Genomic DNA, 23,154 nt, shown 5'->3' with positions numbered 1-23,154 from the left:
AGCGTCTGCCCATTCCATCCGCGGGTAGGCCGGATTTGTGCGGAGGGGGAGTGACAGGAGCGTGGAACCACATAATCTGGGCCGCTGTGAAGTCGGCTCGCCGTCCGGAGGACAGGGCAAACCGTCCCTTCGGCCGGCACCGGTGACAAGCGCAGGCGTGGTCCAGGACGAAGCCCGGTGCGGCGGAGTCGGCAACCGGGCCCCGCCGCGTGCATATGCCCAGGAGAGAAGACGGACGTTAAATGTTCACCTTCTCGACCGGGCCGACAAAACGGGGGTTCACGGATGGAGAGGTGTGTCGCAAGGCACGAACCCGCCTTCGGCAGAAGTCGGGAAATCGGTGCGGGGAGAGCAGCCGGCGGCGTCACGAACGCCACTGTGAGGCGGCACCTCGACCTTAAATTCCCCTTGGTATTTCGTCCTGCCACACCGACCCCAGGCCGACCGGTCACGGGCGGGGCAGTCACACGGGCACACCGGCACCACGGTGCCGTGCTTGGGATGATGGGCTTGATTCGGAGCAGAATAAGGGGAGAACGGTCATGAGCGCTAGAAGCGATCTGACGATACGGCTTCTCGGCCCGGTGACTCTGCTGCGGGACGGTGATCCCGTATCCGTGCGCGGACAACGCCAGCGTCGTTTCCTGGCCTCCCTGGCGTTGAAGCCGGGGCAGGTCACCTCCAAGGACGACATCATCGAAGACTCCTGGGACGGCGAGCCGCCGCTCACCGTCTCGGGCCAACTGCAGACCTCGGCCTGGATGATCCGCACCGCCCTGGAAGAGGCGGGACTCGGCCGTGACGCCCTCGGCTCCCACGACCGCGGCTACGAGCTGCGGGTGTCCACCGAGCGCATCGACCTCTTCGTCTTCCGCAACACCGTGCGCCGTGTCCGCGAACTCTACGCGCGGGGACGGCACGAGCAGGCCTCCGAACGGCTCGACGAGGCACTGGCCCTGTGGTCGGGCGCGGCGCTCGCCGACGTCACCTCCAGCCGGCTGCGCCGCAAGGGGGAGAACCTCCAGGAGGAGCGCACCGCGGCCGTCGAACTGCGCGCGCTGATCGACGTCGGCCTCGGGCGCCACCACCAGGCCATCTCCCAGCTGCTGGAACTGGTGGACCGCGACCCGCTGCGCGAGGACCTGTACGTCGGGCTCATGAAGGCCTACTACGCCGAGGGCCGCCAGGCCGACGCCATCCAGGTCTTCCACCGGGCCAAGGAGATCCTGCGCGAACAGATCGGGATCAACCCCGGCGTCAAACTGAGGGAGATGATGCAGGCCGTCCTGCGCCAGGACGAGGCGCTGCTCAGCGTGGGCGCTCCGCTGGCCGGCTGCGGCTGACCCGGGGCCTTCCGCCCGGCCCGGTCCGAGCGGACGACCCTGAGCCGGACCGAGCCTGAACAACGGTCGTACGTCGGCGGGCCGGCGCGCTGTCCTCCAGCGCGCCGGCCCGCCTTTCCCTTTTCCGTCCGAGGACCGCACAGGAGAACGAAACGGAGGAAACTCCCGCAACGACCGAAAAACGTCGCACATCCCGTCACCTGTTGTAACGTCTGCCTCACTTCACGTGATCGAGAAAGCGCGGGCGGAACATGGCTGGGCGGCGTACGGTCCTCAAGGGAGCCCTGGCGGCGTCGGGCGCGGCCACGGCCGGCGCCACGCTGGTCGGCATGGCCCCCACGGCACGGCGGACAGGCCCCTTCTCCACCCAGGTCGAACTGCGCTGGCTGGGCGTCGCCGGCTGGGAGATCGTCATCGACGGCCGCCGCAGCATCCTCTTCGACCCCTACCTGAGCCGTATGCCCTGCACGGCCCACGACGGCAGCGTCGACTCCGCACTGCCGTTCAGGCCGGACCCGGCCGCGGTCGAGCAGGTGGCCGCGCGACACCTCACCGGGCCGCCCGAGCTGATCCTCGTCAGCCACGGCCACTTCGACCATCTGGCGGACGTGCCGCAGCTGCTGAGCCGGCCGGCCTGGCGCGAGGCCCGCATCAAGACGGTGTGCGACGAGACGGTGCGCAACCTGCTCGCCGCCATGGGGGCGCCCCGGCAGTCCGTCGAGGACGTCATCGAGGTCAAGGGCGGCGAGTACCTCCAGTTCAAGGGCTACACGGTGGAGGTGTTCCGCAGCCTGCACAGCCGGCAGCCCGACCACCGCACCTTCGCCGCGGGCCACCGGTCCGCCCCCGGGCGGCGCCCGGCCGTGCTCGGCGATCTGGTGGAGGGCGACACCCTCGCCTACCAGGTGTCCGTCGACGGCGGCCCGAGGATCCTGCTGACGGGCGCCAGCAACTTCGTCGAACGGGAACTCGCCGGGATCCGGCCGGACGTCGCGGCCGTCGCGATGAGCTCGCACACGGCCGTGCACCGCTACGTCGAACGTCTCCTCGACGCCACCGGGCACCCGCCGCTGCTGCTGCCGTGTCACCACGACGACATGCGCACCTCGCTCATGACGGCGCCCCAGGCGCTCGCGGGGACCGTACGCGCCGCGGCGGCCGAGGAACTGGCGAAGGCGGCCCCCGCCTCACGCGTCATCGACCCCCGTCACCTGAGCCTGGTGCCGGTGACGGAGGTGCTGTCCTGAGTCAGCGGCGCCTGCGCGTCACCGCGGCGGTCCCGAAGTCCCCGCCCGGCGCGGCGGCGCTGCCCGCGGCGCCGCCGCCCGCGGTGGCCGCTCGGTCCGGGCCGATCTTCGGCAGGCCCTTCTGGGGCGTGTACAGCAGGGCCTTCTTCTTGTCGATCGCGCCGTCGGCGGAGACGCCGTACAGGGCGTTGTAGATGGCCCGCACGGCGGGGGCGGAGGCGCCCGAACCCGTACCGCCCTGCGAGATCGTCATGACGACCGCGTAGTCCTTGGAGTACGTGGCGAACCAGGACGTGGTCTGCTTGCCGTAGACCTCCGCGGTACCGGTCTTGGCGTGCAGCGGGATCCTGTCCTGGGGCCAGCCGCCGAACCGCCAGGCGGCCGAGCCGCGGGTGACGACGCCCGCGAGAGCCTGGTCGATCTGGTCGCGGGTCGTCTTCGTCATGGGCAGCCTGCCGCGCGCCTCGGGTTCGATCTCGGTGACCTGCCGGCCGTCGGCGCTGACGATCGCCTTGCCGACGGTGGGCGTGTACAGGGTGCCGCCGTTGGAGATGGCGGCGTAGATCGAGGCCATCTGGACCGGGGTGACGAGGGTGTCGCCCTGGCCGATGGAATAGTTGACCAGGTCGCCGGCGCGCAGCACGTTGCCCTCGCGGCAGTTCTCGTACGCGATCTTCTGGACGTAACTGCCGTCCTTCTTGCCGGACTCGCACCAGGCGTCCTTGTTGGCCTCCCAGTACGCCTGCCTCCACCGGCGGTCGGGGACCCGGCCGGACACCTCGCCCGGCAGGTCGATACCGGTCTTCTTCCCGAGGCCGAACTGGTGAGCCGTCTTGAAGAAGTAGTCCTTGGGCTGTCCCGGTCGGGGGCTGATGCCGCCGTCCTTCTGCCACTCCGACTGCGCCAGGCGGTAGTAGACGGTGTCGCAGGAGACCTCCAGCGCCCGGCCCAGTGAGATCGGGCCGTAGCCCTTCGACTCGAAGTTCGTGAAGACCTGGCCGCCGATCGAGTACGAGCTGGTGCACTGGTACGACCCGTCGAACGGGTAGCCCGCGTTGACCGCCGCCGTGGTCGGCACGACCTTGAAGATCGAGCCGGGCGCGGCCAGGCCCTGTATGGCCCGGTTCAGCAGCGGGTAGCCCGAGTTCTCGCCGGTGAGCCGCTGGTAGTCCTTGGCGGAGATGCCGCCGACCCAGGCGTTCGGGTCGTACGTCGGCGCGGACGCCATCGCGACGATGCGGCCGGTCTTCGCCTCCATCACCACGACCGCGCCCGCGTCGGCCTTGTAGTTCCGGCCGGTGTTGTGGTCCCACTGAGTGCGGGCGGCCTTCATCGCCTTGTCGAGCTGGTCCTCGGCGATGCGCTGCACGCGGGCGTCGATGCTGGTGACCAGGTCCGAACCGGCCCGCGCCGGGACGGACTCGGCCTTGCCGATCACCCGGCCGAGGTTGTCGACCGGATAGCGGGTCACACCCGCCCGGCCGCGCAGCTCCCGGTCGTACTGCCGCTCCAGACCGGAACGGCCGACCATGTCGGAGCGCAGATAGGGCGAGGCGCCGTCGCCCGCCTTCCGGGATTTCTGGAGCTCCTCGTCCGTGACCGGCGAGAGATAGCCGAGGACCTGCGCGGTGTTGGACCGGCCGGGCCCCGGATAGCGGCGCACGGCCTCCGGCTCGGCGGTGATGCCGGGGAAGTCCTCGGCGCGCTCGCGGATCTGCAGCGCCTGACGGGGTGTGGCCCCGTCGCTGATCGGTATCGGCTGGTACGGCGAGCCGTTCCAGCACGGCCGGGGGGTCCGGGCATCACACAGCCGGACCCGGTCCGTCACGGTGCGCGGGTCCAGGCCGAGCACGCCGGCCACCGCGGTGAGGACCGCCTTGCCGCCGTCCTTCTGCTTGAGCAGCTCGGTGCGGGAGGCGGAGACCGTCAGCCGGGTCTCGTTGTCCGCCAGCGGCACCCCGCGCGCGTCCAGGATCGAACCGCGCACCGCGGGCTGGACGACCTGCTGGACGTGGTTGCCGGACGCCTCCTTGGCGTACTTCGAGCCCTCGCGGATCTGGAGGAACCACAGCCGGCCACCGAGGGTGCCGAGAAGGGAGAGGACCAGTATCTGTATGACGAGGAGCCGGGTCCGGACCCGCGGCGTCCGGCCCGTCTCCGGAATGTTGGTCACGCGTCGTCTCCCCGCTGCGCCAGGTTCATTTGCTCTTGCGACGTTCACTGGACGGCTGATGCGCCGGTGCTCGGGGAGTTCTCCGTGACACGGGGGCATACGGCCGCCGGCGTCCGGAGCTTACGCAGCCGCACACGACTGGGCGAAACCCGATAACGGGCCACCGTAGGTTTTTGGACAGCGCGACGGGCGAACTCGGACGCCTCCGCGCGCTCGGTTAGGGTGGCCGCCATGGTTCCTCGCACTACGACCTCAGTGTCGCCCCCCGCGCGATTAGTGCCGTTGTCCGGGACATCCGTCCCCGCTCACCACCGGCCGGCGACGTCACCGGAACCCGCAGGCGGCATCCATGAATAAGCCGCTGCGCCGCACGGCCATATTCTGTGGTCTGCTGATGCTCGCACTGCTGATACGGGCCAACTGGCTGCAATACGTGAAGGCCGACGACCTCGCCACCGACGACAGCAATCGGCGCGTGCTGATCAACCGCTTCGCCACGCCGCGCGGCGACATACTCGTGGGCGGCACGCCCATCACCGGCTCGGTCGCGACCGGCGGGTCGGACCTCAAATACAAGCGCACGTACAAGAACGGCCCGATGTACGCGCCGGTCACCGGCTACGCCTCCCAGTCGATGGGCATGAACTTCCTGGAGAAGACGTACGACGGCGTGCTCAGCGGCCAGGGCGACGAGCTCGCGTTCCAGCGCTTCACCGATGTCGTCACCGGGGAGAAGCGCCGGGGCGGAGAGGTCCTCACGACCATCGACGCCAAGGCGCAGAAGGCCGGCTACGACGGGCTCACCCGGCTCGGCGCCCGCGGCTCCGTCGTGGCCCTGGACCCGCGCACGGGCAAGGTCCTGGCACTCGTCTCGACCCCGTCCTACGACCCCTCGGTCTTCGCCGGCAACTCGCTGAAGGAAGGCGACAGGTTCAAGGCGCTGGACGAGGACAAGGGCAAGCCGCTGGCCAATCGCGCCCTGCGCGAGACCTTCCCGCCCGGCTCCACCTTCAAGATCCTGACCGCGGCCGCGGCGCTGGAGCACGGTGTGGTGAAGGACGTCGACGCCCGCTCCGACGCGGTGTCGCCCTACCCCCTGCCGCAGTCCACCAACAAGATCAGCAGTGAGGCCGGGGACGCCGCGTGCGACCGGGCGTCGCTGAAGACCGCCATGCAGTACTCCTGCAACAACGTCTTCCTGGACGCGGCCGTCAAGCTCGGGGCGGACCGGCTGCGCGAGACGGCGGAGAAGTTCGGGTTCAACAAGGACGTCTACTCCTCCGACTTCGGCGACCTGCGGGCCTCGGCGAGTCTGTACCCCCGGGATCTGGACAAGCCCGGCACCGCGCTGACCGGCATGGGACAGGGCAGTCTCACCAGCACCCCACTGCAGATGGCCATGGTGACCGCCGCCATCGTCAACGACGGCAAGCTGATGCAGCCCTACATCGTCGACCAGGTGCAGTCGCCGGACCTGACCACCCTGAAGAAGAACGAGCCCAAGGTCATGAGCCAGGCCGTCTCCGCCGAGACGGCCCGCAAGGTCCGGGAGATGATGGAGTTCACCGCCAAGGAGGGCAGCGCCAAGCGGGCCCTGATCGACGGCATCACCGTCGGCGGCAAGACCGGAACGGCGCAGCGGGGCGTGGACGTGCGCAAGCTGGTGCCCTACGGCTGGTTCGTCTCCTACGGCGTGCGGCCCGACGGCCGGTCCGTGGCGGTGGCCGTGTTCATCGACCCCACCGCCATGGACATCGCGCGCGAGGACATCTCCGGCGGCGGCCTGGCCGCGCCGATCGCGCGCAACGTGATGAAGGCCGTTCTGTCCAGGTGATCCGCGGGCCCGGCGGCCCCTCGGCCGGCGCGGGCGGAGCCTGGTGGCCGGGCGCCCGAGGGGGCGCCCGGCCACCAAGATCATCAGGATTCGGCCACATCGCGCCGGAAGGGGCGCGGGGGCGCGGGGCCGGCCTTCGGCCGTCCGGCCGGCCGGGCCGCGACGGGTCGCGGTGAAGGCGCCGACATTGTCCGGATTCCATGGCGCGACGCCTCTTCGGTTTCTCTCCCCGTCGTCTTCTCCGTCTCTTCGTCCTCTCTTTCCGTCCTTTCTTCCAGCGGTCTCGGGACATGGCTCCCGCGGTTCCCTTCTCGCGGTTTCACGCCACAGTTGTCTTGAACGTTGCATGTGCGCGGAAGGTGAATTAAGGGCGCTGTGTAGCCTGAGCCCCATGACACATTCCTACAGCCCTGGCTCACACCCCCGAAGCCGCAGGCGCCGCTCCACCGGGCGGGTGGCCGTCGGTGTGGCCGTCGCGCTGGGTGTGACCGCGGCCGTCGGCTACTGGGGTTACTCGAGCCTCGCCGGGGACAAGGACTCGACCGATCCCCAGGTCGTGAACGCCGGCAAGCAACTGGACGGGTTCCTCGCGGCCTGGCAGTCGGGCGACGCCGCGGGAGCGGGCCGGCTGACGGACAGCCCGGAGAACGCGGAGTCGCTGCTCAAGTCCGTGATGGGGAATCTGAAGCCCACGAAGACGCAGATCACGGCCGGGCACGGGGAGCGGAAATCCGAGAGGGAGGTCGAGATTCCGTTCACCGTGAAGATGACCGTCCCCGGGGTGGGCGACTACTCGTGGAATTCGAAGGCCGAGGTCGTCGACTCCGGCGGCAAGTGGAAGGTCGAGTTCCATACGCAGGTGGTGCATCCGCAAATGGTTCCGGGGCAGACCCTGGCGCTGAAGTCGGGCGAGCGGGCGCAGATCCTGGACAAGGACGGCCACGACCTGGAGTCCGCCTCCCTGGTGGGCACGGTCGACGACGCCACCGGCAAGGGGACCTCGGGCCTGCAGGCCCGCTACGACAAGCAGTTGACGGGTGGCGGCGGCGCCGCGAAGGCCGTGGTCGTCGTCGACCGCCAGAACGGCCATGTGGTCGAGCAGTTGACCGGCAAGTCCGGCGAGCAGGGCAAGCCGGTGCGCACGACGATCGACTCGAAGGTGCAGGAGGCGGCGGCCGCGGCGCTGAAGGGCGTGAAGAAGAACGCGGCGATCGTCGCGATCGATCCGTCCGACGGGCACATCCTCGCCGCGGCGAACGTACCGTCGGGCATGAACCGCGCCCTGGAGGGCCGTTATCCGCCCGGGTCGACGTTCAAGGTGGTGACGGCGGCCGCGCTGCTGAAGCAGGGCATGAAGCCTGCGGACCGGGCGGACTGCCCGAAGTTCGCCTACGTCGACGGTCAGCGGTTCGAGAACCAGGACCAGTTCACGCTTCCGGCGGGTTCCACGTTCCGTGACGCGTTCGCCCACTCGTGCAACACGTTCTTCGTCGACTCCCGCGGCAAGCTGTCCTCCTCGGCGCTGCACGACACGGCCGAGGCGTTCGGGATCGGCGGCACCTGGGACGTGGGCGCCTCGACGTACGACGGCAGTGTGCCGGTCTCCACGGGGGACAACGACAAGGCCGCGTCGACGATCGGGCAGGCCAGGGTGCAGGCGTCGCCGCTGGTGATGGCGTCGATCGCGGCGACGGTGAAGGCGGGGACCTTCAAGCAGCCCGTCCTGGTGCCGGACGCGGTCAAGAACGAGCACCGGGCCCAGGCCCGTCTGGACGCCCCGGTGGTGGCCGGTCTGCGGGAGATGATGCGCGCGACGGTCACCTACGGGGCCGGCCACGCCCTGAAGGGCCTCCCCGGCGAGCCGCACGCGAAGACGGGCACGGCGGAGTTCGGCACCGACAAGCCGCCGCACACGCACGCCTGGATGATCGGCTACCAGGGCGACCGCAACCTCGCCTGGTCGGTCCTGCTGGAGGACGGCGGGTCCGGCGGCCGCGACGCCGGCCCCATCGCGGCCGCGTTCCTCAAGAACCTGCTGGGCTGAGGCCGCCCCGGGCGGCTGAGGCCGCCACCGGAGCACGGACACGGCACGGACGCAGCACCGACGCGGCACGGACAAGGAGACCGAGCGTGACCCGATCTCGCGCGAGCGCACGAGGCACGGCGGCCGCCGCCCTCGCGGTCGCGCTCGCCCTGGCCCTGTCCTCCTGCGGTGCGGCGGACCGCGCCACGAGCCCGTCACAGGCCCGGAAGCTCGCCGGGAGCGCCGAGGCGGTGCGGGCCCGGCAGGCCACGGAGAGCCGTCTTCGGGACGTGGCGCGCGCCTACGCCGACCGGACCTCCCTCGCCCTCGGCCTGCTCGTCGTGCGCGACGCCTGTCTTGCGGGGAAGGCGAAACAGTGGATCGAACCGAACGGCGAGGACGCCTACCAGGTCCGGTGCGCGCTGAAGGTCACCGCGTACTACGGCGCCGACCCCGACCGGATCGTCCCCGTGCTCGACGGCGTGCTCTCCGCCGGTGACCGCACCGGATCCGTCGTCCCGTTCACCCACGGCGTCCAGGGGGCCTTCGTCGCCTACTACCGCGACCGCGGCAGCCGTGATCCGGAGATCACCCAGATGTCGGTGCCGGACCACACCCTGTCCTGGGACCCCGTCCGCGACCGCCGGAGCGGGCTGATGATCAAGGAACCGGAGAGGTGCCCCGCCGACGACCCGCCCATGGACCGGTGCGCGAGGGAGCCCGGGACGAAGACCGTGGCCGCCCTCCGCGAGCGGTACGGCATGGTGTTCGCGCTCGAACTCACCTCCCCGCAGTACTACGAGGTGAGCAAGGACGGCAGGGTCTCCGCGGACCGGTGAGGCCCCGGCGCCGGGGGGGGAGGGGACGCCTTCCCCGGGGCCCGCCTCATACTGGAGGGGAGAACGAGACGGGCGAGCGGCAGGGCTGGGGAAGACGATGAGAGAGGTCACCGCGACCCGCTATGTCGAGCCCCTGCGCTCCGGCGGATCCGTCCCCGGGATCGTCGAGGCCGATGACCTCGGCATGTACGTCGTGAAGTTCACCGGCTCCGCGCAGGGACACAAGGCGCTGGTCGCCGAGGTGGTGGTGGGCGAGCTGGCGCGCGCCCTGGGGCTGCGGTTCCCGGAGCTGGTGCTGGTCCACTTCGACCCGGAGCTCGCCGCGCACGAACCGCACCAGGAGGTGCGGGACCTGCTGAACGCGAGCCCCGGCGTCAACCTCGGCATGGACTACCTGCCGGGCGCGGCGGACTTCACCCCCGAGGTCGCGAAGACCTTCCCGGTGGACCCGCTGGAGGCCGGCCGAATCGTGTGGCTGGACGCGCTGACCGCTAACGTGGACCGCACCGTCCACAGCTCCAACCTGATGGTCTGGCCGACGTTCGGCACCGCGCCGCCGCGCCTGTGGCTGATCGACCACGGCGCCGCCCTCGTCTTCCACCACCGCTGGGACACCTCGGCGCCCGGGAAGGCGTACGACTTCCGGCACCATGCCCTCGGGCACTACGCGCCGGACGTCCGGGCCGCCGACGCCGAGCTGGCGCCCCGGGTGACGCCCGGACTGCTGCGTTCGGTCCTCGACGAGGTGCCGGACGCCTGGCTGAGCGGGGAGCCGGGGTTCGCGGGCCCCGAGGAGGTCCGCGCCGCCTACGCCGACTACCTCGCCGCCCGGGTGGCCGTCTCCGGGGCCTGGCTGCCCACCGACTTCCCGGGCCGCGCCGAACTGGCCGCCGAGGAGGCCCGGCGCGCCGCGAGGACCCGCGCGGGCCGGCCCGACTGGCTCAAACGTGTGCCCGACCTGCACGGCGAACCGGCCGCCGAACAGGACTGGTCGGTCCACCTGCGGTAGCCGTCGGGGGACAGGTGTGAGCGGCCCCGAAGGAAGAGGCTCCCGCGGGACCGCTCACACGTGTGGGTCAGCCCTGGAGCCGCTCGTACGCCGGCAGGGTCAGGAAGTCGGCGTAGTCCTCGTCCAGGGAGACCTGGAGCAGCAGGTCGTGGGCCTGCTGCCAGTTGCCCGCGGCGAAGGCCTCCCCGCCGATCTCCGCACGGATCTTGGCCAGTTCCTCGGCGGCGACCTTGCGGGCCAGCTCCGGCGTGGCCTTCTCGCCGTTCTCGAACTGGACGCCCGCGTTGATCCACTGCCAGATCTGCGAGCGGGAGATCTCGGCGGTGGCCGCGTCCTCCATCAGGTTGAAGATGGCGACGGCGCCCAGGCCCCGCAGCCACGCCTCGATGTAACGGATGCCCACCTGGACGGCGTTGACCAGGCCGGCGTAGGTCGGCTTCGCGTCGAGCGAGTCGATCGCGATCAGGTCGGCCGCCTTGACGTCCACGTCCTCCCGCAGCCGGTCCTTCTGGTTGGGCCGGTCGCCGAGCACCTTGTCGAAGGACTCCATGGCGATCGGCACCAGGTCGGGGTGGGCGACCCAGGAGCCGTCGAAACCGTCGCCGGCCTCGCGGTCCTTGTCCGCGCGGACCTTCTCGAAGGCCACCTTGTTGACCTCGGCGTCGCGGCGGGAGGGGATGAACGCCGCCATGCCGCCGATGGCGTGCGCGCCGCGCTTGTGGCAGGTGCGCACCAGCAGTTCGGTGTACGCCCGCATGAACGGGGCCGTCATCGTGACCGCGTTGCGGTCCGGCAGGACGAACTTCTCGCCGCCGTCACGGAAGTTCTTGACGATGGAGAACAGGTAGTCCCAGCGGCCCGCGTTCAACCCCGAGGCGTGGTCGCGCAGTTCGTAGAGGATCTCCTCCATCTCGTACGCGGCGGTGATCGTCTCGATCAGGACGGTGGCGCGCACGGTGCCCTGCGGAACGCCGACGTGGTCCTGGGCGAAGACGAAGATCTCGTTCCAGAGGCGGGCCTCCAGGTGCGACTCGGTCTTCGGCAGGTAGAAGTACGGGCCCTTGCCGAGGTCCAGCAGCCGCTGGGCGTTGTGGAAGAAGTACAGGCCGAAGTCGACGAGTGCGCCGGGGACCTGGCTGCCGTCGGCGTCCACGAGGTGGCGCTCGTTCAGGTGCCAGCCGCGCGGGCGCATCACGACCGTGGCGAGCTCCTCGGCCGGGCGCAGGGCGTAGGACTTGCCGGACCTCGCGTCGGTGAAGTCGATGCGGCGGGTGTAGGCGTCGATCAGGTTGAGCTGGCCGAGGACGACGTTCTCCCAGGTGGGCGCGGAGGCGTCCTCGAAGTCGGCGAGCCAGACCTTCGCGCCCGAGTTGAGCGCGTTGATGGTCATCTTGCGGTCGGTGGGACCGGTGATCTCGACCCGGCGGTCGTTCAGGGCCGCGGGGGCCGGGGCGACCTTCCAGGAGTCGTCCGCGCGGATCGCGGCCGTCTCCGGGAGGAAGTCGAGGGTGGAGGTGCGGGCGATCTCGGCGCGGCGCTCCGCACGGCGGGCGAGGAGTTCGTCGCGGCGCGGCGTGAACCGCCGGTGCAGCTCCGCCACGAAGGCGAGCGCCGCGTCGGAGAGGACCTCCTCCTGCCGGGGCAGGGGCTCGGCGTCGACGATGGCCAGCGGGGACGGCGCTGGTGCGGACATGAGCTGTCACTTCCTTCAGCGGTGGCACCGGGTGCCAAGGGGGACGAACGGGGGATTTCGCACCCGCTGTGCGGCCGGGTGCTTCTGATCAGTGGATAGTAGTTTCCTCATCGTGGAACTTCAATGGTTTGTTGATGTCGAGATTCTCTGAGTCGAGGCAATGTGGCGTTCAGTGCCACGCCGTTCACTCAAGGTGCGCCAGATCGGACTCGGTGTCGATGTCGTACGCCCGCGCCACGTCCCCGCACTCGACGAGGGTGATCGCCTCCGCGTGCTCCTTCAGGTACGCGCGTGCCCCGCGGTCGCCGGTCGCACTCGCCGCGATGCCCGCCCAGTGGGCCGCCCCGAACAGCACGGGATGCCCGCGCACCCCCTCGTACGTCGCCGAGACGAGCGAGGTCTCGTCGCGGAACGCGGCCCGCACCCGGCCCACCGCCGCCGCCCCGATGCCGGGCTGGTCCACCAGACAGACCAGCGCCGCCCGCGCCCCCGAACCGGCCAGCGAGTCCAGCCCCGCCCGCAGCGAGGAGCCCATGCCCCGCGCCCAGTAGGGGTTGTCCACCAGCACGCAGTCCGCCAGCTCCGCCCGCTCCCGTACGTCACCGGCCCGCGCGCCCAGCACCACGTGGACGCGGGCGCAGCCCGCCTCCCGCAGGATCCCGGCCGCGTGTTCCACCAGTGGCCGGCCCCGGTGGGTGAGCAGCGCCTTGGGCCGCCCGCCGAGTCGTCGCCCACCGCCGGCGGCCAGGACCAGACCGGCCACTTCGTCCTCTGTGCGTGTCATGGCTCCTGCATACCCGACCGCCCGCGGGCCTGAGGGTTCCCCAGGGCTGAATTTCGGTCCCCACGGTGGCGCGCCCGCCCCCGGGTGGCGTTTACTACCGGCGTCCGGGGACTGCGCACGACGACGTGCGAGGGGGAGGGCCGTGTTGCGGAGCTTGGGGCGAAGGCCGGTGGCGGGCGGCGAAGAGGACCCACGGGTGGCGGAACTGCGCACCGCCGTGTCCCGGTTACGCCGCGAACTCGCCGCCCACCCCGCGGAGTTCGCCGACCGCTGCATAGCCGAGGACGAGCTCGCCGCCCTGGCGGCGATGGTCGCCCACGGCACCCCCGAGATTCCGCGGCTGCGCCGCTCCCTGCTGCTGATCGCCGGATCGATAGGCTCGGTGAGCGCCCTGAGGCCCGGCCTGTCGCAGGTGCGGGCCGCGGTGGACCTGTTCGGCCGGCCGCCGCGTCGCTGAGCGCCGCCGACGGGCGCGTGTCCCGGTCCGGGCGCGGTGACGGGGCGCACGGCTCCCGGCCCCGCTCCCGGCGCTCAGGGCCTGCGGCGCCGTACGAGCCCTTGTTCGGTGGCCGCCGCCACCGCCGCCGTACGCGACTCCACGCCCAGCTTGGCGTAGACGTGCACCAGGTGGGACTTCACCGTGGCCTGGCTCAGGAACAGACGCTTGCTGATCTCCAGGTTGGACAGACCGTCCCGGACCAGCTCCAGCACCTCCAGCTCGCGGCGGCTGAGCGCCGCGGCCGGCGCGCGCATGCGGTCCATCAGCCGGTGGGCGACCGCGGGGGCCAGCGCCGAGCGGCCGGAGGCGGCGGTGCGCACCGCCGCGGCCAGCTCCTGCGGCGGGGCGTCCTTGAGGAGGTAGCCCGCCGCGCCGGCCTCCACCGCGGCGAGGATGTCCGCGTCGGTGTCGTACGTCGTCAGCACCAGCACGCGCGGAGCGCCGGGCCGGGCGGTGATCGTCGCCGTCGCCTCCGCGCCGTGCGCCCCTCCCGGGCCGAACTGGAGATCCATCAGCACCACGTCGACGCCGCCCGCGGCGGCCAGCTCCACGGCGCGCTCCGCCGTCGGCGCCTCCCCGGCGATCTCGAAGTCGGGCTCGGCCGACAGCACCGCCTTCAGGCCCGCGCGGACCACGGGATGGTCGTCGGCCAGCAGCAGCCTGATCGTCGTACGCGGCTCTCCGGCGCCGTCGTCGGGCACGGCCTCGGACGTCATGCGGCTCTCCTCGGGTCCGGGCGGGGCAGGGTGACCGCCACCGCCGTGCCCTGGCCGGGCGACGACTCCACGGTGAGCGTGCCGCCCAGCGCCTGGGCGCGCGAGCGCATCGCGGGCAGCCCGAAACCGCCGTCCGCCCGCGCGCTCCCGCCCACGGCGGCCGGCACGGCGCCGGGCACGAAACCGACCCCGTCGTCGACCACGTCGAGGGCCACCGCCGTGTCCATGAAGCTCAGGGTGATCTCCGCGCGCCCGGCCCGGGCGTGCCGCAGCGTGTTGCCGAGCGCGGACTGGGCGATCCGCAGCAGCGCCACCTCGTAGGGGGTGGGCAGCTCGGCCGGGGCGCCGCTCACCGAGAAGCGGACCGCCGGCGGGCCCGCCGTCTTCTCGCACAGCCGTGCGAGGGCGCCGGCCAGCGAGCCGCGCTCCAGGTCCGGTGGGGTGAGGGCGTGCACGAAACGGCGCGCCTCGGCGAGGTTGTCCTGCGCCGTCGCGCGGGCCTGCTCGACGTGCCCGGCGGCCGGGGAGCCGTCCGGAAGCGTCCGCTGGGCGGCGCGCAGCAGCAGCTGGATGCTGGACAGCCCCTGGGCGAGGGTGTCGTGGATCTCCCGGGCCAGCCGCTCCCGCTCCGCGAGGGTGCCCGCCGCGCGCTCGGCGTCGGCCAGCTCGGCACGGGTGGCCACCAGTTCCTCGATCAGTTCGCGGCGCCGCTCGCTCTCCCGGTACAGGGCCTCGTAGCCGAGCACCGTGGCCACGGCCACCGCCGCGCCGAGCAGCGGTCCGATGAAGGCCCCCGGGTTGACGCGCTCGCCGTGGCCGATGAAACCGGCGATGGCCGCCGCCGCGGTCGCCGCGACCGCGGGCAGGCCCCAGCGCACCGGCAGCAGGTGCAGCTGGAGGAAGTACAGCGGGAACGCCGCCCACAGCGCGTCGGGGGAGAACACCAGCAGGACCAGCCAGGAGGCGCTGAGCACCGCCAGCCAGACGGCCGAGGCGCGCCGGGAGCGGCGCACGGCCGGGCTCAGCGCGCCGGCGGCGAACACCGCGCCGGTGCCGAGCACGGCCGCCACCGTCGCCGGGCCGTGCGCCCGGGCAGCGACGAGGGCGAGCAGGCCCGCGAACAGCGCGTACAGGCACAGGCGCAGGGTGACGACGACGGGGGAGTGCTGGCGGAGGTCCATGACCGGTCCAGGGTAAGCGGGCCGCGCGCGACGCCGGTCAACCGAAAGTTCGAGAACCGCCTGCTCCCATCGGCGACCGCGAAGCGTTCCTGGGCGCGATGCCCGGCGGGGACGGCCGCGCGCAGGGTTGGGGGCATGTTCGTCGCATGGAGAGACCTCCGGTTCGCCAAGGGGCGCTTCGCCCTGATGGGGACCGTGGTCGTACTGATCACCCTCCTCGTGGGGCTGCTGTCCGGGCTGACCGCGGGGCTCGCCGAGGAGAACACCTCGGCCGTCGAGGGCCTGCCCGCCGACCATCTCGCCTTCGCCGCGCCGCCGGGCGGCCGGTCGGTGTCCTTCACCGGCTCCTCGCTCGCCCCCGCCGCCGTCGACCGATGGGCCGCCCGGGTCCCGTACGCGGAGCCCGTCGCCATCAGCACGGTCGACTCGTCCGCCGGAGACCGCACTGCGGCGGTGTCGGTGTTCGCCGTGCGGCCGGTCTCCGGCATCGCGCCGCCGGGCGTCGGGCCGGGGCGGGCCGTGCTCTCCGTCGAAGCGGCGTCCGAGCTGGGCGTCGGGGCCGGGGACCGGGTCCGCCTCGGCTCCGCCTCATGGACCGTGGCCGCCGTGTCCGGCAGCGCATCCTACAGCCATACGCCGGTGGTGTGGACCGCCTGGGACGGCGGCCGGGCCACGGTGATCGCGCTACGCGTGCACGGCGCCGACACCGCGGCCGCCGACCGGGCCGCCGGGACGAAGACCCTCGGCAAGGCCGACGCGCTCACCGCCATCGGCTCCTTCCAGGCGGAGAACGGTTCGCTGGGACTGATGCGGGCCTTCCTGTTCGTCATCTCCGCGCTGGTCGTCGGGGCGTTCTTCACGGTGTGGACGATCCAGCGGTCCGGCGACATCGCGGTGCTCAAGGCGCTCGGCGCCTCCACCCGGTACCTGCTGCGCGACGCGCTCGGGCAGGCCGTGGTGCTGCTGGCCGCCGGGACGCTCCTCGGGGCGGCGCTGGCGGGCCTGGCCGGCGCGCTGGTCCGGGGCGGCTCGGTGCCCTTCGTGCTCGACCTGTCCACGCTGGCGGCGCCCGCCACGGTGATGACCGTGCTGGGGATGCTGGGCGCCGGACTCGCCGTCCGGCGGATCACCGCCGTCGACCCGCTGACCGCGCTGGGAGGCGTGCGATGAGTCTGCTCCTGAAGGACGTCACCCTGACCTACCCCGACGGCGACGGCAGGCTGACCGCTCTGGACCGGGTCCGCCTGGAGGTGCCCGCGGGCGCCGTCACGGCGGTCGTCGGGCCGTCCGGCTCCGGCAAGTCCAGCCTGCTCGCGGTCGCGGCCACCCTGATCGCGCCGGACAGCGGGCAGGTGTGCGTGGACGGGACGCCGACCGGCCGGCTGAGCGCGGCCGAGCGTGCCGTGCTGCGGCGTCGGAGCGTCGGCATCGTCTTCCAGCAGCCCAACCTGCTGCCGTCGCTGACGGCCGCCGAGCAGCTGGAGGTGATGGCCCGCCTGGACGGGCGCCGCACGGCGGCCGGCCGGGCCCGGGACCTGCTGGCCGCGGTCGGCCTCGCCGATCAGGCGCACCGGCGTCCGCACCAGCTCTCCGGCGGACAGCGCCAGCGGGTGAACATCGCCCGCGCGCTGATGAACGAGCCGTCCGTGCTCCTGGTGGACGAGCCGACCAGCGCACTCGACCACGAGCGCGGCGCGGCCGTCCTCGGCCTGCTGGCCCGCCTCACCCGCGAGCGGGGCACCGCCACCGTCCTCGTCACCCACGACCGTGCCCACCTCGACGAGGCGGACGCGGTGCACGAGATGCGCGACGGGCGCCTCACGGCGCTGACCGGCTGAGGGACGGCCGCCCGGCCGGTCACCGGACGGTTCGGGTCCGGCGGCCGGGCCCGGACCGTTCGGGCCCGGTGGTGCGGTCGGGCGGCCGGGCCCGGACCGTTCGGGCCCGGTGGTGCGGTCGGGCGGCCGGGCCCGGACCGTTCAGGCCGTCGGGCCCGGGTTGGTCAGCGCCTGGGAGAGTTCCGCCGCCACCTGCTGCAGGACCGGGACGATGCGCTCGGTCACGGTCTCGGTGACGCGGCCCGCCGGGCCCGAGATGGAGATCGCGGCGGCGGTGGGGGAGTCGGGCACGGAGACCGCGACGCAGCGGACGCCTATCTCCTGCTCGTTGTCGTCCATGGCGTAGCCGAGCTCGCGCACCTCCTTCAGGGCCGTCAGGAAGCCCTCGGGAGTGGTGATCGTCTTCTCCGTGGCGGCGGGCATGCCGGTGCGGGCCAGCAGGGCGCGCACCTCGTCGTCCGGGGTGTGCGCGAGCAGCGCCTTGCCCACGCCCGTGGAGTGCGGCAGCACCCGCCGGCCGACCTCGGTGAACATGCGCATCGAGTGACGGGAGGGGACCTGCGCCACGTACACGATCTCGTCGCCGTCCAGCAGCGCCATGTTCGCCGTCTCGCCGGTCTCGTCGACCAGCCGGGCGAGGTAGGGGCGGGCCCAGGTGCCCAGCAGCCGGGAGGCGGACTCGCCGAGCCGGATCAGCCGGGGGCCGAGCGCGTAGCGCCGGTTGGGCTGCTGGCGGACGTATCCGCAGGCCACCAGCGTGCGCATCAGGCGGTGGATGGTGGGCAGCGGCAGGCCGCTGGTCGCGGAGAGCTCGCTCAGCCCGACCTCGCCGCCCGCGTCCGCCATCCGCTCGAGCAGGTCGAAGGCGCGCTCGAGGGACTGGACCCCACCGCTGGCGGAGGACTTGGCGGAGTCGGTGGTGCTGGCGCTGGACGTCGGCACGGCGCGTTCCTTTCGGGGCGGGCAGGAAGGGCCAAAGCCTACCGGGGAGACGGTTGACTCCCTGCCTGTACGGAACTACGTTCTGTCCATCGGAATTCTAATTCCGCTTTGTGGAAACGTCCAGAGCATGCCCGTCGGGGCCGCCGTACAGCAGTGTGCCTCTTGACGGGGTCTGGGCGGGAGTGAAGACTCCTTCAACAGAATGTTGAAGCAAGAGAGGGGCCCGGGTGTCCGACGCTGAACTGGTGCTGCGCTCGACGCGCGTGATCACGCCCGAGGGGACGCGCGCCGCCTCCGTCGCCGTCGCCGGCGGCACGATCACGGCCGTACTGCCCCACGACGCCGAGGTGCCCGCCGGCGCCCGCCTGGAGGACCTCGGCGACGACGTCCTGCTGCCCGGCCTGGTCGACACACATGTGCACGTCAACGACCCCGGCCGCACCGAGTGGGAGGGTTTCTGGACCGCCACGCGCGCCGCGGCGGCCGGCGGCATCACCACCCTGATCGACATGCCGCTCAACTCCCTGCCGCCCACCACCACCGCGGACAACCTGCGCGTCAAGCAGGACGTGGCCCGCGACAAGGCGCACATCGACGTCGGCTTCTGGGGCGGCGCCCTGCCCGGCAACGTCAAGGACCTGCGCCCCCTGCACGACGCCGGCGTCTTCGGCTTCAAGGCCTTCCTCTCGCCCTCCGGCGTGGACGAGTTCCCGCACCTGACGCAGGACCAGCTCGCCGTCTCGCTCGCCGAGATATCCGGCTTCGGCGGTCTGCTCATCGTGCACGCCGAGGACCCGCACCACCTCGCCGCCGCCCCGCAGCACGGCGGCCCCAAGTACACCGACTTCCTCGCCTCCCGGCCGCGCGACGCCGAGGACACCGCCATCGCCGCGCTCATCGCGCAGGCCAAGCGGCTGGACGCGCGCGTGCACGTGCTGCACCTGTCCTCCAGCGACGCGCTGCCGCTGATCGCGAAGGCCCGGGCGGAGGGGGTGCGGATCACCGTCGAGACCTGCCCGCACTACCTCACCCTGACCGCCGAGGAAGTCCCGGACGGCGCCAGCGAGTTCAAGTGCTGTCCGCCCATCCGCGAGGCCGCCAACCAGGACCTGCTCTGGCAGGCGCTGGCCGACGGCACCATCGACTGCGTGGTCACCGACCACTCGCCCTCCACCGTCGACCTGAAGACCGACGACTTCGCCACCGCCTGGGGCGGCATCTCCGGCCTCCAGCTCAGCCTGTCCGCCGTGTGGACCGCGGCGCGTGAGCGCGGCCACACGCTTCAGGACGTGGTCCGCTGGATGTCCGAGCGCACCGCGGCTCTCGTCGGCCTCGGGCGGAAGGGCGCCATCGAGGCCGGCCGGGACGCCGACTTCGCCGTCCTCGCGCCCGAGGAGACCTTCACCGTCGACCCGGCCGCCCTCCAGCACCGCAACCGCGTCACCGCGTACGCCGGCCGCACCCTGCACGGCGTGGTGAAGTCCACCTGGCTGCGCGGCGAACGCATCGTCGCCGACGGCGAGTTCACCGCGCCCAAGGGCCGCCTGCTGACCCGGCCGCACTGAAGCCACCCCCCCCGCGCGCGTGCCACCGCGTCCGCACCGTGAGCGCACCGCATCCGCACCGGCCAGGGGCGGTGCCAGGGCCCTCGAGCCCGGCACGACCCGAACGAGAGGCCCCCGCGCCGACTCCCGAAAGGAAGAACTGATCACCGTGACGGCGACTCCCCGTTTCACCGGCGACGCGAACCCCTACGGAGGCGGTGACCCGTACGCGGACTACCGCACCGCCGACTTCCCCTTCACCCAGCACGCCAACCTCGCCGACCGCCGCCTCGGGGCCGGTGTCGTCGCCGCCAACGACGAGTTCTTCGCCCAGCGCGAGAACCTGCTGGTGCCCGAGCGCGCCGAGTTCGACCCCGAGCACTTCGGGCACAAGGGCAAGGTCATGGACGGCTGGGAGACAAGGCGCCGCCGCGGCGCCTCCGCCGACCACCCCTGGCCCACCGCCGACGACCACGACTGGGCGCTGATCCGGCTCGGCGCGCCGGGCGTCGTACGCGGCGTCGTCGTCGACACCGCGCACTTCCGCGGCAACTACCCGCAGGCCGTGTCCGTCGAGGCGACCTGCGTGCCCGGCTCGCCGTCGCCCGAGGAGCTCCTCGCCGACGACGTCAAGTGGACGACCCTCGTCCCGCGCACCCCGGTCGGCGGCCACGCGGCCAACGGCTTCGAGGTCGCCGTCGAGCAGCGCTTCACGCACCTGCGCGTCAACCAGCACCCCGACGGCGGCATCGCCCGGCTGCGCGTGTACGGCGAGGTCGTGCCCGACCCGAAGTGGCTGTCGGTCCTCGGCACCTTCGACGTGGTCGCCCTGGAGAACGGCGGCCGGGTCGAGGACGCCTCCAACCTCTTCTACTCGCCGGCCACCAACACCATCCAGCCGGGACGCTCCCGCAAGATGGACGACGGCTGGGAGACCCGCCGCCGCCGTGACCAGGGCAACGACTGGATCCGCTACCAGCTGGTGGCCCGCTCCCAGATCCGCGCCGTCGAGATCGACACCGCCTACCTCAAGGGCAACAGCGCCGGCTGGGCCTCGGTGTCCGTCAAGGACGGCGAGGACGGCGAGTGGGTGGAGGTCCTGCCGCGCACCCGCATGCAGCCCGACACCAACCACCGCTTCGTGCTGCCCGCGCCCGCCGTCGGCACGCACGCGCGCGTGGACATCTTCCCGGACGGAGGCATCTCCCGGCTGCGCCTGTTCGGCTCGCTGACCGAGGAGGGCACGGCCCGCCTGGCGGCCCGCCACCAGGAACTGGGCGGCTGATCCGCTCCTCCCACCGCACTCGCGGGGCGCCCCGGCCCGACAGCACCGGCGCGCCCCGCGACGCCCCCCACGACCCCGTCATCCGCCGGGGCGCGCCGAGAGCGTCAGCGGCTCACGCGGCGTGCCCGCCGTCCACCGCGAACTCCGCGCCGGTGACGTAGGCGGCCTCGGTGCTCGCCAGGTAGGCGATCATGGACGCGACCTCCTCGGCCGTGCCGAAGCGGCCCAGTGCCGTCACCGCCGCCTGGCCGGAGGCGTACGGCCCGTCGGCGGGATTCATGTCGGTGTCGATCGGACCGGGGTGGACGATGTTCGCCGTGATCCCGCGCGGGCCCAGCTCCCGGGCGAGCGCCCTGGTCAGACCGATCAGGGCGGACTTGCTCGTCGTGTACAGGGTTCCGCCGGGGCCCGGCACGCGCTGGGCCATGCAGCTGCCGACGGTGACGATCCGGCCGCCGCGGCCCATCCGCCCGGCGGCCGCCCGGCAGGTCAGGAAGACGGCGCGCACGTTCACCGCGAGGACCCGCTCGGCGTCGTCGGCCGACAGGCTCTCCAGGGGACCCAGCACGCCCACGCCCGCGTTGTTCACCAGCACGTCGATCCGGCCCAGTGCGTCCGCCGCGCGGTCCACGGCCCCCGCCGCCTCCATCGGGTCCGCTGCGTCCGCGCGCAGGGCCACCGCCCACCGCCCGAGCCGCCGCACGGCCCGTACGACGTCCTCGGCCGCCTCCTTCCCGGCGACGTAGGTGATCGCCACGTCGTGCCCCTCGCGCGCCAGCCGCACCGCCGTCGCCGCGCCGATGCCCCGGCTGCCGCCGGTCACCAGGGCGACCCTGGCCCCGGCGCCGTCCGTCCCGCTGGCGATCTCCGTGCCGTTCGTGTTCGTCTCCGAAGTCATGCCTCCCATCCCAGCGGCCGTACCGCTCCTACGCTGGCGGCGCACGGACATCGACCTCGCGAGCGGACGCCGGTGCGGCCGGACCGCACCGGGCGGACCCCGGCCGGAACCCGGCGCCCTCACCCCTTGGACCCCTGGGCGTCGGCGACGACGAACAGCGCGACGGCCGGCAGGAGCAGGCTGAAGTCCTTCGCGGCCCTTCGGGGGCGCGTCGTCCTGAGGCCGAGGGACGGGTGCGGTCAGTGAGCCGGTCCCTGGGGGGCGTCCGGGATCTCCGCCAGCCGCACCGGCCGGTGCTCGCGGCGGGACAGCTCGCAGGCCTCGGCGACGCGCAGCGCCTGCAGCGCCTCGCGTCCGTCGCACGGGTTGGGCCGCTCCCCGCGCACCAGCTCGACGAAGGCGCACAGCTCGGCCTCGTACGCCGCGGCGAAGCGCTCCGGGAACCCGGTCCACGGCTTGTCGGCGGCCGGCGGCCCGGTCGGCTCGGTGGAGGCGATCGGCGTCCGGTCGTCGAGGCCGACCACGATCTGGTCCTGTTCCCCGGCCAGCTCCATGCGGACGTCGTAGCCCGCGCCGTTCAGCCGGGTCGCGGTGGCCGTGGCGAGGACGCCGTCGTCGAGGGTGAGCACCGCCGCGCCCGTGTCGACGTCGCCGGCCTCCCGGAACATCGCCGGACCGGCGTCCGAGCCGGACGCGTACACGTCGACGACCTCCCGCCCGGTCACCCAGCGCAGCATGTCGAAGTCGTGGATCAGCGTGTCCCGGAACAGTCCGCCGGACAGCGGCAGCCAGGCGGCCGGCGGCGGCGCCTGGTCGGAGGTGAGCGCGCGGACGGTGTGCAGCCGGCCGAGCCGCCCCGACCGAACGGCCCGGCGGGCGCCCGCGTAGCCCGCGTCGAAACGGCGCTGGAAACCCATCTGCAGGACCGTCCCGGCGCTCTCCACCTCGGCCAGCGCCTGCAGGGTGCCGGGCAGGTCGAGTGCGACGGGTTTCTCGCAGAACACCGGGAGCCCGGAGCGCGCCGCCCGGCCGATCAGTTCCGCGTGCGCCGACGTCGGCGTGGTGATCACCACGGCGTCCACGCCCCAGGCGAAGATCTCGTCCACCCCGGGCGCGGCCGTCTCGCCCAGCCGGTGGGCCAGCCCCTGCGCCCGCGCCGGATCGGCGTCCGTGAGGATCAAGGACCCGACCTCGCGATGACGGCTGAGCGTGTTCGCGTGGACGGTGCCGATGCGGCCCGTACCGATGACCCCGATGCGCATGGCAACAAGGTGGGGGCGGAGACCGGACGCTGTCAATCCTTATG

General features: G+C 72.5%; 19 protein-coding genes. 11 read left to right on the top strand and 8 right to left on the bottom strand.

Translation table 11 applies throughout. The features are described from left to right. Positions 1-542 precede the first annotated feature (542 nt). Positions 543-1,343 (top strand): BTAD domain-containing putative transcriptional regulator, encoded by an 801-nt coding sequence (locus ACH5A8_RS07515; RefSeq protein WP_398998993.1) that lies wholly within the window; start codon positions 543-545, stop codon positions 1,341-1,343. 251 nt (positions 1,344-1,594) lie between these two features. Next, entirely contained in the window at positions 1,595-2,590 is a 996-nt protein-coding gene (locus ACH5A8_RS07510) for an MBL fold metallo-hydrolase (protein WP_398998991.1), read from the top strand. Position 2,591: 1 nt separating this feature from the next. On the opposite strand, the gene mrdA is transcribed toward ACH5A8_RS07510, so the two are convergent. Further along, a complete protein-coding gene (mrdA, locus tag ACH5A8_RS07505) occupies positions 2,592-4,763 on the bottom strand; it encodes a penicillin-binding protein 2 (protein ID WP_398998989.1) in 2,172 nt (723 codons plus the stop codon). A gap of 349 nt (positions 4,764-5,112) precedes the next feature. Here mrdA and ACH5A8_RS07500 point away from each other — a divergent pair, with 349 nt between their 5' ends. The 4 genes from ACH5A8_RS07500 to ACH5A8_RS07485 all read left to right on the top strand — a co-directional run bounded on the left by ACH5A8_RS07500 (position 5,113) and on the right by ACH5A8_RS07485 (position 10,468). Continuing rightward, positions 5,113-6,597 carry a peptidoglycan D,D-transpeptidase FtsI family protein gene (locus ACH5A8_RS07500; RefSeq protein ID WP_398998987.1) on the top strand — a complete coding sequence of 495 codons (1,485 nt, stop codon included), beginning with the start codon at positions 5,113-5,115 and terminating at the stop codon, positions 6,595-6,597. Positions 6,598-6,988: 391 nt separating this feature from the next. Next, positions 6,989-8,641, top strand: coding sequence for a penicillin-binding transpeptidase domain-containing protein (locus ACH5A8_RS07495; RefSeq protein ID WP_398998985.1), 1,653 nt, complete (start codon positions 6,989-6,991; stop codon positions 8,639-8,641). A gap of 86 nt (positions 8,642-8,727) precedes the next feature. After that, complete coding sequence (locus ACH5A8_RS07490; RefSeq protein WP_398998983.1) at positions 8,728-9,459, top strand: hypothetical protein; 732 nt, start codon at positions 8,728-8,730, stop codon at positions 9,457-9,459. Positions 9,460-9,556: 97 nt separating this feature from the next. Beyond that, positions 9,557-10,468, top strand: a complete 912-nt coding sequence (locus ACH5A8_RS07485; RefSeq protein WP_398998981.1) for a HipA family kinase — start codon at positions 9,557-9,559, stop codon at positions 10,466-10,468. A 67-nt stretch (positions 10,469-10,535) separates the two neighbouring features. On the opposite strand, the gene aceB is transcribed toward ACH5A8_RS07485, so the two are convergent. Beyond that, entirely contained in the window at positions 10,536-12,161 is a 1,626-nt protein-coding gene (gene aceB / locus ACH5A8_RS07480; protein WP_398998979.1) for a malate synthase A, read from the bottom strand. Between the two features lie 184 nt (positions 12,162-12,345). After that, a complete protein-coding gene (locus tag ACH5A8_RS07475; protein WP_398998977.1) occupies positions 12,346-12,945 on the bottom strand; it encodes an NTP transferase domain-containing protein in 600 nt (199 codons plus the stop codon). Between the two features lie 142 nt (positions 12,946-13,087). Between ACH5A8_RS07475 and ACH5A8_RS07470 the strand changes: the two genes are divergently transcribed. Then, entirely contained in the window at positions 13,088-13,402 is a 315-nt protein-coding gene (locus ACH5A8_RS07470; protein WP_398998975.1) for a DUF5955 family protein, read from the top strand. Between the two features lie 74 nt (positions 13,403-13,476). Here the strand turns inward: ACH5A8_RS07470 and ACH5A8_RS07465 are convergent, their stop codons facing one another. Both ACH5A8_RS07465 and ACH5A8_RS07460 read right to left on the bottom strand, forming a co-directional pair. Further along, positions 13,477-14,160: a response regulator gene (locus tag ACH5A8_RS07465; protein ID WP_398998973.1), complete on the bottom strand. Its 684-nt coding sequence runs from the start codon at positions 14,158-14,160 to the stop codon at positions 13,477-13,479. Beyond that, on the bottom strand, positions 14,157-15,341 hold the full coding sequence (locus tag ACH5A8_RS07460; RefSeq protein WP_398998971.1) for a sensor histidine kinase: 1,185 nt from the start codon (positions 15,339-15,341) through the stop codon (positions 14,157-14,159). The genes ACH5A8_RS07465 and ACH5A8_RS07460 overlap by 4 nt, the downstream gene beginning before the upstream one ends. A 135-nt stretch (positions 15,342-15,476) precedes the next feature. On the opposite strand from ACH5A8_RS07460, the gene ACH5A8_RS07455 reads away from it, so the two are divergent. Together ACH5A8_RS07455 and ACH5A8_RS07450 are read left to right on the top strand one after the other, a co-directional pair. Continuing rightward, the gene (locus tag ACH5A8_RS07455; RefSeq protein WP_398998969.1) at positions 15,477-16,511 is read left to right on the top strand and encodes an ABC transporter permease; all 1,035 of its coding nucleotides are present in this window, start codon (positions 15,477-15,479) and stop codon (positions 16,509-16,511) included. Then, positions 16,508-17,179, top strand: a complete 672-nt coding sequence (locus ACH5A8_RS07450) for an ABC transporter ATP-binding protein (RefSeq protein WP_398998967.1) — start codon at positions 16,508-16,510, stop codon at positions 17,177-17,179. The genes ACH5A8_RS07455 and ACH5A8_RS07450 overlap by 4 nt, the downstream gene beginning before the upstream one ends. Before the next feature lie 141 nt (positions 17,180-17,320). On the opposite strand, the gene ACH5A8_RS07445 is transcribed toward ACH5A8_RS07450, so the two are convergent. Next, positions 17,321-18,121 carry an IclR family transcriptional regulator gene (locus tag ACH5A8_RS07445; RefSeq protein ID WP_398998965.1) on the bottom strand — a complete coding sequence of 267 codons (801 nt, stop codon included), beginning with the start codon at positions 18,119-18,121 and terminating at the stop codon, positions 17,321-17,323. A gap of 227 nt (positions 18,122-18,348) precedes the next feature. Here ACH5A8_RS07445 and allB point away from each other — a divergent pair, with 227 nt between their 5' ends. Then, positions 18,349-19,686, top strand: a complete 1,338-nt coding sequence (allB, locus tag ACH5A8_RS07440; protein WP_398998963.1) for an allantoinase AllB — start codon at positions 18,349-18,351, stop codon at positions 19,684-19,686. 148 nt (positions 19,687-19,834) lie between these two features. Further along, complete coding sequence (gene alc / locus ACH5A8_RS07435) at positions 19,835-20,950, top strand: allantoicase (protein ID WP_398998960.1); 1,116 nt, start codon at positions 19,835-19,837, stop codon at positions 20,948-20,950. A 112-nt stretch (positions 20,951-21,062) separates the two neighbouring features. On the opposite strand, the gene ACH5A8_RS07430 is transcribed toward alc, so the two are convergent. Further along, the gene (locus ACH5A8_RS07430) at positions 21,063-21,848 is read right to left on the bottom strand and encodes an SDR family NAD(P)-dependent oxidoreductase (protein ID WP_398998958.1); all 786 of its coding nucleotides are present in this window, start codon (positions 21,846-21,848) and stop codon (positions 21,063-21,065) included. Positions 21,849-22,087: 239 nt separating this feature from the next. Next, positions 22,088-23,110 (bottom strand): Gfo/Idh/MocA family oxidoreductase, encoded by a 1,023-nt coding sequence (locus ACH5A8_RS07425; protein ID WP_398998956.1) that lies wholly within the window; start codon positions 23,108-23,110, stop codon positions 22,088-22,090. Between the last annotated feature and the right edge of the window lie 44 nt (positions 23,111-23,154).

The sequence above is a fragment of the Streptomyces sp. NPDC018610 genome (assembly GCF_044391765.1).
Taxonomy (GTDB): Bacteria; Actinomycetota; Actinomycetes; order Streptomycetales; family Streptomycetaceae; genus Streptomyces.
The sequence above is the reverse complement of the archived record's forward strand: the minus strand, read 5'-3'. Positions and strand labels throughout refer to the sequence as shown.